This is a genomic window from Type-E symbiont of Plautia stali, from assembly GCF_059731115.1.
In genome coordinates, this window is the sequence record NZ_AP035906.1 from 4,208,422 (window position 1) to 4,221,220 (window position 12,799).

The following is a 12,799-nucleotide window of genomic DNA, read 5'->3' on the forward strand; positions in this document are numbered from 1 at the left end:
CCTCTGGGAATTATTTACCGCGTACCAGCGGCAGATTCTCACCACTCCAGCCGCTCACGCCATCTTTCAGCACGGAGACTTTTTCAAAACCTTCAGCGCTCAATTTAGCGGCTGACTCACTCGCGCTCTGACCAGTGGCACATACCACAATTATGGGCTGGGACTTGTGCTTTTCCAGTTCGGCAAAGCTCCCTTTTTTGATGTCAGCCGCTGCAATATTCACCGCACCTGAAATGTGCCCTTTGCGATAATCATCGCGCGAACGCACGTCTACAACCACCGCATCCTCTTTGTTGATCAGGTGGGTTGCTTCACCACGGCTGATGGTTTTTACCTTAGAGAACATTCCTTTAACGGTGGTCACAATCACCAGAACGAGTAAAACAACCCATGCCAGACTAAGGATGGTGTGATTGCTTGCAAACTGCATAATTTCTTGCATGAGGGGTAACGACTCCAGACCGGGCTAATAAGCTAAAACAAGGGTTCTGAGTATACCTGCGCCACTTAGCATGTACAGTCGCGAAGCGGGCAGAGTTACGATTTGTGCGTCATTTTCCAAAAAAAGTGTTCTAATCGCAAAATTGAGTCAAGGTTTATGCCGCTAAGCTCGGCACCGACATCTTTCGTAAAGCAAAACCCGCCCGGGATAACTGGTAAGCGGCTGTTCATCGTGGAATAATTATCGACTATGAAGGGAAAAGCGACCGTTACACACACAAGGACCTGTCACAACGGCCCAGCGCATCCGTTGTTATTTCGCTGGTCCGAAATCTCCCTGAGCTTGCTCTGCGCGGGCGCACTGTTATTGCCCGTTTACGCGCACAGTGCGGATGACAGTAAAACCCAGCTCAAGTCCATTCAGCAGGATATTGCTGACAAAGAGAAAAGCGTTAAAGCGCAGAAATTACAGCGCAGCAAACTTCTCGATCAACTGCAAAGTCAGGAAAAAGTGATTGCGCAAGCCAGCCGGCAGCTTCGGGAAACGCGCAATAGTTTGACCGCGCTTGACGGCGAAATCACGCAAATTACCACCTCCATTTCTCGTCTGGAAAAACAGCAGGCTCAGCAGGAAAAACTGCTGGCTCAGCAATTGGATGCGGCTTTCCGACAAGGCCAGCACAATGGGTTACAGCTGCTGCTGGGCGGTGAAGAAGCACAGCGCAGTGAACGCATTCTTGCCTATTTCGGCTACCTTAATGCTGCACGCCAGAAAAACATCGACGATCTCAAACAAACTCAGCAACAGTTGGCCGAGCAGCGTCAGGCATTGCAAGGTAAGCAGGAACAACAAAAATCCCTGTTAGCCCAACAGCAGTCGCAGCAGGCCAAATTGGAAACTGCCAGTGCGGCACGTAAGAAAACCCTGACGGTACTGGAAAGCTCGCTGGAAAAAGATCAGGCCGATTTGGTTGAGATGCGAGAAAACGAAAGCCGTCTGCAGGATAAAATTGCCAAAGCCGAACGCGAAGCGCGCGAGCGTGCCGAACGTGAAGCACGCGAGGCAGAAAAAGTACGCCAGCGTCAGGCACAGGCAAAAGCCAAGGGATCAAGTTATCAGCCCACACAAAGCGAACGTGAGTTGATGGCACGCACCGGTGGCCTCGGTAAGCCTGGTGGGCAGGCGGTGTGGCCCGTGAATGGACGTATTGAACACCGCTTCGGTGAATCCATGCAGGGTGAACTGCGCTGGAAAGGTCTGGTGATTGATGCACCAGAAGGCACCGAAGTGAAAGCCATCGCCGATGGACGCGTACTGATGGCCGACTGGCTGCAAGGCTACGGTCTGGTCGTGGTATTGGAACATGGTAAAGGCGACATGAGTCTTTATGGCTACAACCAAAGTGCGCTGGTGAGCGTGGGTACTCAGGTGAAGGCAGGACAGCCTATCGCCCTTGTGGGTACCAGTGGCGGCCGCGGCACGCCTTCGCTCTACTTTGAAATCCGACGTCAGGGACAGGCCGTCAATCCACTACCGTGGTTAGGAAGATAAGTGTTGTTTCAGCCTCAAAAGCTCTCAATTGCGTTCTGCGCACTGTTTTTCACACTATCAGCTCAGGCAGGTAAACTCTCAATTGTGATTGATGACTTCGGTTATCGTCCGGTTGAAGAGAATAAAGTGCTGCAAATGCCCGCTGCGATTTCGGTCGCTGTACTGCCGAATGCACCTCATGCTCGTGAGATGGCGACAAAAGCACATCAGGGTGGTCATGAGGTGTTGATTCACTTGCCAATGGCACCGCTCAGTAAGCAGCCGCTGGAAAAAGATACCTTAACCCCAGAGATGAGCAGCGAAGAGATCGCACGCATTGTTCGGGATGCCTCGGGTAAAGTGCCCTTCGCTGTGGGGCTGAACAACCATATGGGCAGCAAAATGACCTCCAGCCTGCCCGGCATGCAGAAAGTGATGCAGGTGCTAAATCAGTACAATTACTACTTTCTCGATAGCATGACGATTGGCAATAGCCAGTCTATTCCAGCGGCACAAGGTACGCATGTTAAGGTGCTGAAACGCCGGGTATTCCTTGACGATAGTCAGAATGAGGCATTGATTCGCGAACAGTTTACCCGTGCCGTAAAACTGGCACAGCGCGATGGCTATGCCATTGCGATTGGTCATCCGCATCCTACCACCGTTCGTGTGCTGCAACAGATGCTGCCATCACTGCCACCCGATATTACGTTGGTACGCCCGAGTCAGTTGCTGAATGAGCCTCTGCATCAGGGTAAAACACCGCAGACAACCGATAAATCGCCGGGACCGAAATTCCGTGCTCCAGGCGTGTGTAAGGTCAGTAAACCACTGCCGCCAGTGCCGCAAAGTCGAGCCGTTGAAATAGTGATTGAAAATGTGGCAGGTAGTAAGTTAATCAATCAGTTAGGTTTACTTTTTTAACGCAATCATCAACGTTTTTGAAAATTAGCGTTAGCCCCATTCGGGGCTAGCGTTTTTTTCTTTATCATTACGAAATTAATTCCCGCGACTGATGTCAAATTTGCCAGGTTCTTAGGGTGAATTGGAATAATGAAAAAGCTTTGGAAAATAAACGTAATCAATAACGTACTCAGTTTACATGCCAGACTGAGCCAGATTGACAAAAACAAGACACCGCTAAGCTCAAATCATGAGTTTAAGCGCATTGTTATTTTCTCAACGACCGCATTAGGAGATCTCCTTTTTAATACTCCTGCGATCAAAGCCATAAAGCATCGCTATCCAGAGGCCAGGCTCATGCTGGTATCCAGTGATAAAAACCGTGATCTCGTTGAAAAAAGTCAATGGTTTGATGAAATAGTCATCTGGGATAATAAAATAGTTCATTCCCATCGCGTAATCAGGAGAATGAGAAAATTCAAACCTGATATGACGGTGCTACTGCATTCAACATTGGGCTATGACATTCTCTGTGCACGCCTGTCTGGCTCAAAATATATTATTAGAGATAATTTCAGAAGTGACAATACTGTCTTTAATCACTGGATAGATCATTATTCATCGGCAACAGATGTTCATATTATTCAGCGTAAACTCGACCTGATTAGTATTCTTGGATGCAATACAACAGATATCAGAATGCAATTTCCCATTGCAATTCACTCTGTAGAACGTGAAAACTATCGACCTGTAATTGGCTTTCAAATGGGGGCGTCCGGGAAAAACCGTTGCTGGCCAGTTGAACATTTTTCTGAACTAGCAGAGCGTATTTTAGAAAATAACAAAGATGCAAAAATAGTATTGACTGGTGCCACCCAGGATAAAAACATTGAAAAATCATTCTTTGATTTATTAAAAAATAAATACCATTCAAGGGTTCACTCTTATATTGGTAAGACTCGCCTACCTGAACTCTTACAGATAATTAAAAACCTTGATGTGTTGATCACAGGTGACACTGGACCACTACATATTGCTATCACGGCAGAAACGCCGACAGTGAGTCTTTATGTCAGTGCTAATCCCAGACATACAGGACCTTATCAGGATTTACACATTCATCAGACTATCAGAATTGAACCTGAATCTAATGATGATCCACATTACCCATTAAGAAAAATAAGCGTTGATCAAGTTTATAACGTGATGATGAAAAATATTTCAGTCTAAAATTACACTACCAGATAGCAAGCGATCTGGTAGTGGTTTTTATCTAGGCCTTACGGGATGACAAAACTATCGCTAATGGCAACCAGAATAATACCCATGTTTCTCCTGGTCCACCAATCACAAACATCCCCTGAGTAACAAAAAACATCAAAGAGAAGAGATAAATTGAGGCTTCTAACCCCATGCCTTGATGATACTTTCTATACGCATGATACAAGCCAACCAGGATGAGTGATGCCATAAATAGCACACCCACCACACCGCCTTTTAAGAAAGCCGATACATAAATACTGTGTGTGGTTATAACATGTTGGCCAATACTGTTTACAAATGTCAGCTGCTTATCAAACCCCCAACCGAAATAGGGATGAATCATTGCATCTGAAATGGCATGATTCCAGATTCCAAATCTGATAAAACTCTGCGCATAAGAGGAAACAATGCGCGCATAAAAATCACTGCCATAATCGGTAAAGTAGAAGAATAATAAAATAGTAGCGATTGAAATCATGATATACAAAACATGTTTAAGGTGAACATGTTTATATTTAGCAAGTAAAACAGCTAAAGAAACCATTAAAGCCAATAACGGACCTCGACTTTGCGTCAAGATCAAGCCAATAAAGAGCAACGATGCAGGTATGTAAATCCAGTGTCGGCCTGACTCACGGGCAATAATCAGTGCACTTAAAATACCAAGAGCAAAATATCCACCGAGATCAATGACATTTTTTGGCGCGGCAAAAAAACCGTTTTCAAGTCTATTAGTCAGTAGCGTGCTCTTGTCTACCAACATAAATGTCAAAACAAGGACAATAAAACACCCGGAAAAAATGCATCCATAAACCTTCAGCAAACCATAACGCTTAATACAGTAATCAAACATACAAACGAAAAAAAGAAGATAAACGGTATGCTTCAGAGTTGAAATTATATTCTCTGGAACACTTGTCCATAAGTTCGTAATACTGTAATAAATGAGGAATAGTGCAATAACGCCTATTGACCTCCAGGGATATGGCTCGGGAAGACTAAGCTTTTTTCGCTGGAAAAACAAAAATATCATCATCGTTGTAATCGACAGATGAAATAAATTATTTACTTTTCCAACACCTGTAAATATGGTCATAAAAAATAAAAATGCCATAAAAGAAATAGATGCAATAAATTATAAACTTTCAGTTTTTTTTAAAAATGACATCTGGCGTCGCCTTCTCGAAAATTTCCTCTGTCAGTCCACTATTCATAGACAAATTGTAAACCTTTATCCCTGCATGATTAAGCTCGATGCTGGCATTCAAGAATGCGGGCTTTATCACTTGAGTAAAGTTTTCCCCTAAAAAGCTTTTCTGCTTATTATTTTCATTTTCATAAAACCGTGGGGATGAAAAATTATTCATATCAACCCCTGCTAACAGTATACGATTTGAACTGAGCCATACGGCTATTTGCAACGCCCAATAGGCCACTGTACCCGCATCAAAAATACCTTGTCGGATATCCCATGAAAAACCTGATAATGGATCAGTTGGATAGACTGATAATCCTTTATTATCATTGAAATTCAAAGCATACTCAGCAGGTACTACTGATTTTCGAAATATCTTATAACTCAGATCTTCAATAATAGCCAAACGACACTTTATCTTATCGACTCCAATGCAATTCAACATATCATTGAGGCAATGAACTGTTGTAAAGAGCGTCAACTCAGGGTCGCCCAGTACTTTTCCGACAATATCAAAACGATTCTCAACAAAACCGCGATCGACAATAACATAATATGAAAATACGACTTTATCTCGTAGGTGATAAGCGCCATTAACACCAATAAATGTCGTTTCTGAAAGTAATTTAAAATCAAGATCATTCACTGAAGGGCCAGTTGCCAGTATCGTCATATCATTGGTAACGGTTTTACGTAATGAATCTAATGCTTCAATTTTTATTTCATTTTTTCGCCAGACTAGCCGTTCAATATGGTCTTCTGCTCCACGTTGAATTCTGATATGAGGCCAAAAATTTTCATTGTGCCGATAAGCTCGTTCATGGGTATAACGATAGATTTGTTTAAATATTGATCCCATTCAAAGCAATTCCCGCAATTTTTCCATTACGCTCACGGCGGATATAGCCTGCATTCTGCCACCTGCACCGCGTAGCTCATGCTGATTCTTCCCATACCCCCCAATCAGCCCCGGATCAGTTGGACCAAACAGCGTAATATTCGGGCGGTCCAGCGCGGCGGTCAGGTGACTCAAACCCGTGTCGACCGAAACGACAGCGCGTGCCCCCGCCAACTGCTGTGCCACTTGCTCCAGCGCTAATTTTGGCAGCACCTCAACATGGTCAAAACCTTCCGCCATTCTTAATGCACGTTGATGCTCATGTTCAGCACCCCACGGCAGTTTCACCCGCAGGCCGGTAGGCTGCACCAATTCAATCAGTTCGCGCCAGTGTGATTCAGGCCAATGCTTGTTATCACGGGTAGTGGCATGCAAAAACACCAGATATTGATGCGCATCGCTGGGCAGCGCAGAGAGGAAATGGCCTGCAATCGCATAATCCCCCTGAGTATCCGGTTTCTCATAACCCAGACTTTTAGCAAACAGTTCGCGCGTGCGTTCTACCGCATGCTGCTGTTTATTAATTTCATGGCGTTTATCATACCACCAGCTGGCGAAGGGTTCCCGCGCACTGCGGCTGTCTTGTCCATGCTTTACGCCTTTAGCCAGGCGCGTCACCAGCGCGGCGCTTTTGATCAACCCCTGGGCATCAATCACCACATCATACTGGCGCGATTGCAGGTCTCGCTTAAACAGAACGCGCTCTTCACGTTGCTGGCTACCAAACCAATGTTTACGCCAGCGACGAATCGCCACAGGCAGCACTTTATCTACTGCCGGATGCCAGCTGGGGATCTGTGCAAAATTTTCTTCGACGACCCAGTCAAAACGGATGCCAGGAATGGCCTGCATCGCATCAGTGAGCGCCGGTAACGTGTGCAGCACGTCCCCCATGGAGGAGGTTTTTACAATCAAAACGTGCATGGCTACTCCTGCACCGGATGCAGCAGCGCACTCAGTTCCTGATGAACCCGAGCAGGCTGAATATCTATGAGACTCTGGTGATAACCCTCTTCGGCATCACCTTTACGTATTTTGTGATAGCCGGAGATCAAACGAATAACACGTGCCTGATGAGACAGCGGCGGCGTGAAATCCGGGCTACTCGGGCCATACAAGGCGACTAACGGGCGGTTCAGTGCGGCGGCAATATGCATCAACCCGGAGTCATTACTGACAACGGCCGCGCAATGTGCGATCAAAATAACCGCCTGCTCTAATTGCGTATCGCCCGCCAGATTCTTGCAGTGCGCTCGTGCTGATTCCGATAACGTCTGAACAATAGTGTCACCGGTTTCGCGATCTTTTGCTGAACCGAACAACACCACCTGGTAGCCTTCGCCAATCAGTTGGTCAGCAAGTGCCGCGTAGTGGTAGTGCGGCCAGCGCTTGGCTGGTCCAAATTCAGCGCCAGGGCAGAACCCAATCACTGGACGATCGGCCGACAGAGCAAACTGCGCCGCCGTCATGCGCTTCTCGTCTTCATCGACACGCAACTGCGGCCACAGTAAGGGCTGCGGCAACTGTTGTGCGGAGGCGATGGGTTTGTCGTAGCCCAGTGCAACATAGCGCTCCACCATCAGCGGAAACGCGGCTTTATCCAGCACACGCACATCGTTCAACACGCCATAGCGCATCTCACCACGCCAGCCGACACGGCGCTTAATACCTGCAAAGAACGGCACCAGCGCTGATTTGAACGAATTTGGCAGCACATAAGCACGGTCATAATTTCTGACCTGAAGGGATTTGCCCAAACGCCGCCTTTCACCCAGTGCCAAAGCGCCATGGCCCAATGGCATCGCCAGCGCCTGATTGACTTCCGGCATCCGTGACAGCAGTGGCCGGCACCAGGCCGGCGCCATCACATCAATGACCGCATCCGGGTGCTCAGCCTTGAGCGTGCGATAGAGACTTTGCGACATCATCATATCGCCGACCCAGGAAGGGCCAATGACCAGAATTTTCATCGCTGGTGCCGGTTTCCTTATGCTTTACGATTGAGCCAGGTCATGTATTCACCCACGCCCTGAGCAACGGTTTTAAATGGCTTGTCATAACCCGCTGCGCGCAGATTGGTCAGGTCCGCCTGAGTGAATGCCTGATAGCGGCCTTTCAGTTTCTCAGGGAACGGGATGTATTCAATCTGGCCTTGCTGATGGAACTTCAGTACTGCATCGGCGACTTCCTGGAAGGACTCCGCACGGCCAGTACCACAGTTGTAGATGCCAGATACACCGTTTTCCCAGCACCACAGGTTTACCGCAACAACATCGTCAACATGGATGAAATCGCGGCGGAAGTCGTCGCTGCCTTCAAACAGCTTTGGATTTTCACCATTGCTGATCTGAGTATTGAGGTGGAAAGCCACACTCGCCATACCGCCTTTGTGACCTTCGCGTGGGCCGTAAACGTTGAAATAGCGGAAGCCACATACTGGAGAATCGGCTTCCGGCAGAATCTGACGCACGTAGTGGTCGAAGAGCATTTTTGAGTAGCCATAGACGTTCAGCGGCTGCTCGTACTGGCGCTCTTCAATGAAGTTTTCATTGCGGCCACCGTAAGTGGCCGCTGAAGAGGCGTAAAGGAAAGGAATTTCGCGTTCCAGGCAGAAATGCAGCAAGTCTTTCGAGTACTGATAGTTGTTATCCATCATGTACTTGCCATCCCACTCTGTGGTCGCCGAGCAGGCACCTTCGTGGAACACCGCTTCGATTGGACCCAGATCTTCGCCGGACATGATGTAAGAGAGGAACTCTTCTTTGTCCATGTAATCCGCGATATCAAGATCTGCGAGGTTCACGAATTTGGTGCCATCTTTCAGATTATCCACCACCAGAATATCGGTAAGACCGCGATCGTTCAGCGCTTTAACAATGTTGCTGCCAATCATGCCAGCGCCACCGGTTACGATAATCATATGCTTTGCCTTTAAACAGTTGGGGTGAAACAGGAGGTTTCACGCACGAATACCTAACATCATAACATTTCAGCCCGCGGCAGGCAGCCAGATGACTCCGTAACCGCTGCACAATTTGCATCCATCGCGTGAACTATGCTGCAAAACGAAGATTTCTCTGGCGGAAATGTCGGCACGATGCGTCTTGATCAGTAATATGTGCCAAAATTTTGCTATCTGAGGAGCAGAATCATGTCCAGTCAGTTTTATTCGCAAATCCTTCAACAGCTTGAGACAACACGTAGCGATGGATTGTTCAAACAAGAACGTACCATCACGTCGGCGCAGCAGGCTGAGATCAATGTCGCTAATAGTCCTTCGGTGATTAACTTCTGCGCCAACAACTATCTCGGTCTGGCGAATCACCCCGCGCTTATTCAGGCCGCCAAAGAAGGCATGGATTCCCACGGCTTCGGCATGGCATCCGTGCGCTTTATCTGCGGCACACAAGATATCCATCAGCAGTTGGAACAAAAGCTGGCGGCCTTTCTCGGCATGGAAGATGCCATCCTGTTTTCCTCTTGCTTCGATGCCAATGGCGGTCTGTTTGAAACGCTGCTCAGTGCGGAAGATGCCATCATCTCTGATGCACTCAATCATGCCTCAATTATCGATGGCGTACGCCTGTGTAAAGCCCAGCGCTATCGGTATGCCAACAACGATATGTCTGAGTTACGTGCTCGGTTAGAGGAAGCGCGTGATAAAGGTGCTCGCCATATTCTGATCGCCACAGACGGTGTGTTCTCGATGGATGGCGTGATTGCCAATCTGCAAGGCATTTGCGATTTGGCCGACGAATTTGACGCATTGGTGATGGTTGATGATTCCCATGCGGTCGGCTTTGTCGGTGCAACTGGGCGTGGCACCCATGAATACTGCGGCGTAATGGATCGCGTAGATATCCTGACTGGCACATTAGGCAAAGCGCTAGGTGGTGCTTCTGGTGGCTATGTAGCTGCGAAAAAAGAGGTGGTTGAATGGCTACGCCAGCGTTCACGCCCTTACCTATTTTCCAATTCCCTCGCACCTGCTATCGTCGCCGCCTCGCTGCGGGTGTTAGACCTGCTCAGTGAAGGCGATGGGTTACGCCAGCGCATTTGGGATAACGCCCGATTCTTCCGCGAGAAGATGACCGCAGCCGGCTTTACGCTGGCGGGTGCTGACCACGCCATCATTCCGGTGATGCTTGGCGATGCAAAAGTGGCTCAGCAGTTTGCCAGCCTGCTGCAAAAAGAGGGCATCTACGTCACAGGCTTCTTTTATCCGGTGGTGCCGCAAGGTCAGGCACGCATCCGCACTCAGATATCTGCAGGTCATACGCAGGCACAACTGGAACATGCCGTTGCCGCCTTCACTCGCATTGGCCGACAGTTGGGCGTGATCGCAGGAGCAGAACGATGAAAGCATTGGCCAAACTCAAAGCCGAAGAAGGTATCTGGATGGTGAAGGATGCACCGATTCCGGAACCTGGTCACAACGACCTGCTGATTAAAATTCGTAAAACCGCAATTTGCGGCACCGATGTTCACATTTACAACTGGGATGATTGGTCGCGTAAAACCATTCCCGTTCCAATGATCACTGGCCATGAATATGTCGGCGAAGTCGTCGGTATGGGCGAAGAGGTAAGAGGCTTTGCCCTTGGCGATCGTGTGTCCGGCGAAGGTCATATCACCTGCGGTCACTGCCGAAATTGCCGCGCCGGCCGCACTCACTTGTGCCGCAATACCGTGGGTGTCGGCGTCAATCGTCAGGGCTGTTTTGCTGAGTACCTGGTCATCCCTGCATTTAACGCTTTCAAGATTCCCGACAATATCTCTGACGAGCTGGCAGCGATTTTCGATCCCTTTGGCAACGCCGTGCATACCGCGCTCTCGTTTGATCTGGTCGGCGAGGATGTGCTGATCTCTGGCGCTGGCCCCATTGGTATTATGGCTGCAGCGGTGTGCAAACATGTAGGCGCACGCAATGTAGTCATCACCGATATCAATGAATATCGCCTCGGTCTGGCACGCCAGATGGGCGTGACACGCGCCGTCAATGTGGCGCAGGAAAATCTGCGCGATGTGATGGCTGAGCTGGGTATGACCGAAGGTTTCGATGTCGGGCTGGAGATGTCTGGCGCGCCTCCCGCGTTTCGCACCCTGCTGGAGGTGATGAACCATGGTGGGCGAATCGCTCTACTGGGCATTCCGCCGGGCGAGATGGCGATCGATTGGAATCTGGTGATCTTCAAAGGACTGTTCATCAAAGGCATCTATGGCCGTGAGATGTTTGAAACCTGGTACAAAATGGCAGCGTTGATTCAATCCGGCCTCGACTTAACGCCCATCATCACACATCGCTACCACATCGATGAATTCCAGCAGGGATTTGACGAGATGCGATCCGGCCGTTCAGGAAAAGTGGTATTGAGCTGGGATTAAGGATTCACAGGGAGGCTTTTGGGCCTCCCATGGATTCACTTAATCAGCGCCAGATATTGCTGACAGATTGCCGCCGTATCAAATTCGGCAAAGGCATCCGCTGCTAACAACGGCGGGTGCTGATAAATGTCACACATTGCTGCTGCCAGCGATTCAGGGTTGAGATCCGCCAGGCCGCGCGCTAAATCACCCTGCAACAGCCACATCGGGCCACCCGGACAACGCGTACTGACGACGGGTGTGCCACACAATACGGCTTCGATCAGCACATTACCAAAACCCTCGCTATCCGAACTGACGATCAACATTGTCGCCCGGCTGATCCATGCATAAGGGTTTTGTGTAAAGCCCTGGAAAATAACACGATCGGCAATTCCTAGCGATTGTGACAGGGCTTCTAAAGCGGCTTTACGCTGTGCCGATCCCTGCCCCAATAACACCAACGGCAACTGAATATTGCTTAATGCGTAAGCCTTTAACAGTCGGTCATGCCGTTTAGTTTCGTGGAAGCGCCCGACATGCACCAGAAAACCAGACTCAGGCACTTCTGCGGGCTCTGCTGCCAACTGCCGAATCAGTGCAATATCGAACGGATTGCCAATTACCGCTTCGCCTGTGAGCTTCACAGCAAAGGCCTCTTTCAAATCCTCCAGCACGGCGGGTGAAACGCCGACCACGTTACGCCCCTGATAAACCTGCTGGATTTTACGCGCCTTTAACCAGCGTGATAATCCGGTGCGATGTCCAAGGTAGGAGGCTGAAAACACGCCATGCAGGCAGAACCAGGTTTTCTTCGCATCCAGCGCGCGACTTCGACGCACAATACGGTCGGTTTTGTGCAGATGAGATACCACAAGATCAAATTCACCTGCCGTTTTCTCCGCCTGTTGTACTGCTGCGTCCAGCAAACGGGCTCGACGACTCAGCTCAGTGAGTTTGCGCCAGGGTCGACGATTGGTGTCCAGAATGACCTGATAATCCACTCCCTGCGGCAAGGGGTATTCGCACACTTTTCGCAGGGAAAACAGTGATACACGGTGCCCCTGTGCCAGCATACCGGTGACCAGCGTCAGAACCACTTTTTCAGCGCCGCCGCCCGGCAATCCATCTATCACCATGAGTATGCGTTTTGACAAAATATTCTACCTGTCTGAATGAAATAACATGTGATTGCCTGCAGTCC

The 12,799-nt window shown here is 48.9% G+C and carries 12 protein-coding genes; 5 read left to right on the plus strand and 7 right to left on the minus strand.

Annotation, left to right across the window (positions count from 1 at the left end; genetic code table 11):
• Positions 1–10: 10 nt before the first annotated feature.
• Entirely contained in the window at positions 11–442 is a 432-nt protein-coding gene (locus tag AC6I8L_RS19495) for a rhodanese-like domain-containing protein (RefSeq protein ID WP_045833631.1), read from the minus strand.
• A gap of 249 nt (positions 443–691) precedes the next feature.
• Here AC6I8L_RS19495 and envC point away from each other — a divergent pair, with 249 nt between their 5' ends.
• The 3 genes from envC (at position 692) to AC6I8L_RS19510 (ending at position 4,105) form a co-directional block, all read left to right on the plus strand.
• The gene (gene envC / locus AC6I8L_RS19500; protein WP_045815707.1) at positions 692–1,993 is read left to right on the plus strand and encodes a murein hydrolase activator EnvC; all 1,302 of its coding nucleotides are present in this window, start codon (positions 692–694) and stop codon (positions 1,991–1,993) included.
• A gap of 3 nt (positions 1,994–1,996) precedes the next feature.
• Entirely contained in the window at positions 1,997–2,896 is a 900-nt protein-coding gene (locus AC6I8L_RS19505; protein ID WP_058960153.1) for a divergent polysaccharide deacetylase family protein, read from the plus strand.
• 129 nt (positions 2,897–3,025) lie between these two features.
• Positions 3,026–4,105 (plus strand): glycosyltransferase family 9 protein, encoded by a 1,080-nt coding sequence (locus AC6I8L_RS19510; RefSeq protein ID WP_058960120.1) that lies wholly within the window; start codon positions 3,026–3,028, stop codon positions 4,103–4,105.
• Between the two features lie 43 nt (positions 4,106–4,148).
• On the opposite strand, the gene AC6I8L_RS19515 is transcribed toward AC6I8L_RS19510, so the two are convergent.
• From AC6I8L_RS19515 to rfaD, 5 genes are read right to left on the minus strand one after another with little or no spacing between them, the layout of a single operon-like run.
• On the minus strand, positions 4,149–5,234 hold the full coding sequence (locus AC6I8L_RS19515) for an O-antigen ligase family protein (RefSeq protein WP_167347106.1): 1,086 nt from the start codon (positions 5,232–5,234) through the stop codon (positions 4,149–4,151).
• A 49-nt stretch (positions 5,235–5,283) separates the two neighbouring features.
• Positions 5,284–6,192, minus strand: coding sequence for a WaaZ-like lipopolysaccharide core biosynthesis protein (locus tag AC6I8L_RS19520; RefSeq protein ID WP_479397864.1), 909 nt, complete (start codon positions 6,190–6,192; stop codon positions 5,284–5,286).
• Positions 6,193–7,155 (minus strand): lipopolysaccharide heptosyltransferase RfaC, encoded by a 963-nt coding sequence (rfaC, locus tag AC6I8L_RS19525; RefSeq protein WP_058960123.1) that lies wholly within the window; start codon positions 7,153–7,155, stop codon positions 6,193–6,195.
• A 2-nt stretch (positions 7,156–7,157) separates the two neighbouring features.
• Complete coding sequence (rfaF, locus tag AC6I8L_RS19530) at positions 7,158–8,201, minus strand: ADP-heptose--LPS heptosyltransferase RfaF (RefSeq protein ID WP_058960124.1); 1,044 nt, start codon at positions 8,199–8,201, stop codon at positions 7,158–7,160.
• A 17-nt stretch (positions 8,202–8,218) separates the two neighbouring features.
• Positions 8,219–9,151: an ADP-glyceromanno-heptose 6-epimerase gene (gene rfaD / locus AC6I8L_RS19535; protein WP_045815712.1), complete on the minus strand. Its 933-nt coding sequence runs from the start codon at positions 9,149–9,151 to the stop codon at positions 8,219–8,221.
• Between the two features lie 231 nt (positions 9,152–9,382).
• Between rfaD and AC6I8L_RS19540 the strand changes: the two genes are divergently transcribed.
• Positions 9,383–10,591: a glycine C-acetyltransferase gene (locus tag AC6I8L_RS19540; RefSeq protein ID WP_058960125.1), complete on the plus strand. Its 1,209-nt coding sequence runs from the start codon at positions 9,383–9,385 to the stop codon at positions 10,589–10,591.
• Positions 10,588–11,616 carry an L-threonine 3-dehydrogenase gene (gene tdh, locus AC6I8L_RS19545; RefSeq protein ID WP_038644056.1) on the plus strand — a complete coding sequence of 343 codons (1,029 nt, stop codon included), beginning with the start codon at positions 10,588–10,590 and terminating at the stop codon, positions 11,614–11,616. Before AC6I8L_RS19540 ends, tdh begins: the two co-directional genes overlap by 4 nt.
• A gap of 35 nt (positions 11,617–11,651) precedes the next feature.
• Here the strand turns inward: tdh and AC6I8L_RS19550 are convergent, their stop codons facing one another.
• On the minus strand, positions 11,652–12,734 hold the full coding sequence (locus tag AC6I8L_RS19550) for a glycosyltransferase (RefSeq protein WP_058960126.1): 1,083 nt from the start codon (positions 12,732–12,734) through the stop codon (positions 11,652–11,654).
• Positions 12,735–12,799 lie beyond the last annotated feature (65 nt).

Bases quoted from the DNA above. Each gene is read 5' to 3' on its own strand.
- AC6I8L_RS19495 (WP_045833631.1), bottom strand. From the start codon at position 442: ATGCAAGAAATTATGCAGTTTGCAAGCAATCACACCATCCTTAGTCTG.
- envC (WP_045815707.1), top strand. From the start codon at position 692: ATGAAGGGAAAAGCGACCGTTACACACACAAGGACCTGTCACAACGGC.
- AC6I8L_RS19510 (WP_058960120.1), top strand. From the start codon at position 3,026: ATGAAAAAGCTTTGGAAAATAAACGTAATCAATAACGTACTCAGTTTA.
- AC6I8L_RS19515 (WP_167347106.1), bottom strand. From the start codon at position 5,234: ATGACCATATTTACAGGTGTTGGAAAAGTAAATAATTTATTTCATCTG.
- AC6I8L_RS19520 (WP_479397864.1), bottom strand. From the start codon at position 6,192: ATGGGATCAATATTTAAACAAATCTATCGTTATACCCATGAACGAGCT.
- rfaC (WP_058960123.1), bottom strand. From the start codon at position 7,155: ATGCACGTTTTGATTGTAAAAACCTCCTCCATGGGGGACGTGCTGCAC.
- rfaF (WP_058960124.1), bottom strand. From the start codon at position 8,201: ATGAAAATTCTGGTCATTGGCCCTTCCTGGGTCGGCGATATGATGATG.
- rfaD (WP_045815712.1), bottom strand. From the start codon at position 9,151: ATGATTATCGTAACCGGTGGCGCTGGCATGATTGGCAGCAACATTGTT.
- AC6I8L_RS19540 (WP_058960125.1), top strand. From the start codon at position 9,383: ATGTCCAGTCAGTTTTATTCGCAAATCCTTCAACAGCTTGAGACAACA.
- tdh (WP_038644056.1), top strand. From the start codon at position 10,588: ATGAAAGCATTGGCCAAACTCAAAGCCGAAGAAGGTATCTGGATGGTG.
- AC6I8L_RS19550 (WP_058960126.1), bottom strand. From the start codon at position 12,734: ATGGTGATAGATGGATTGCCGGGCGGCGGCGCTGAAAAAGTGGTTCTG.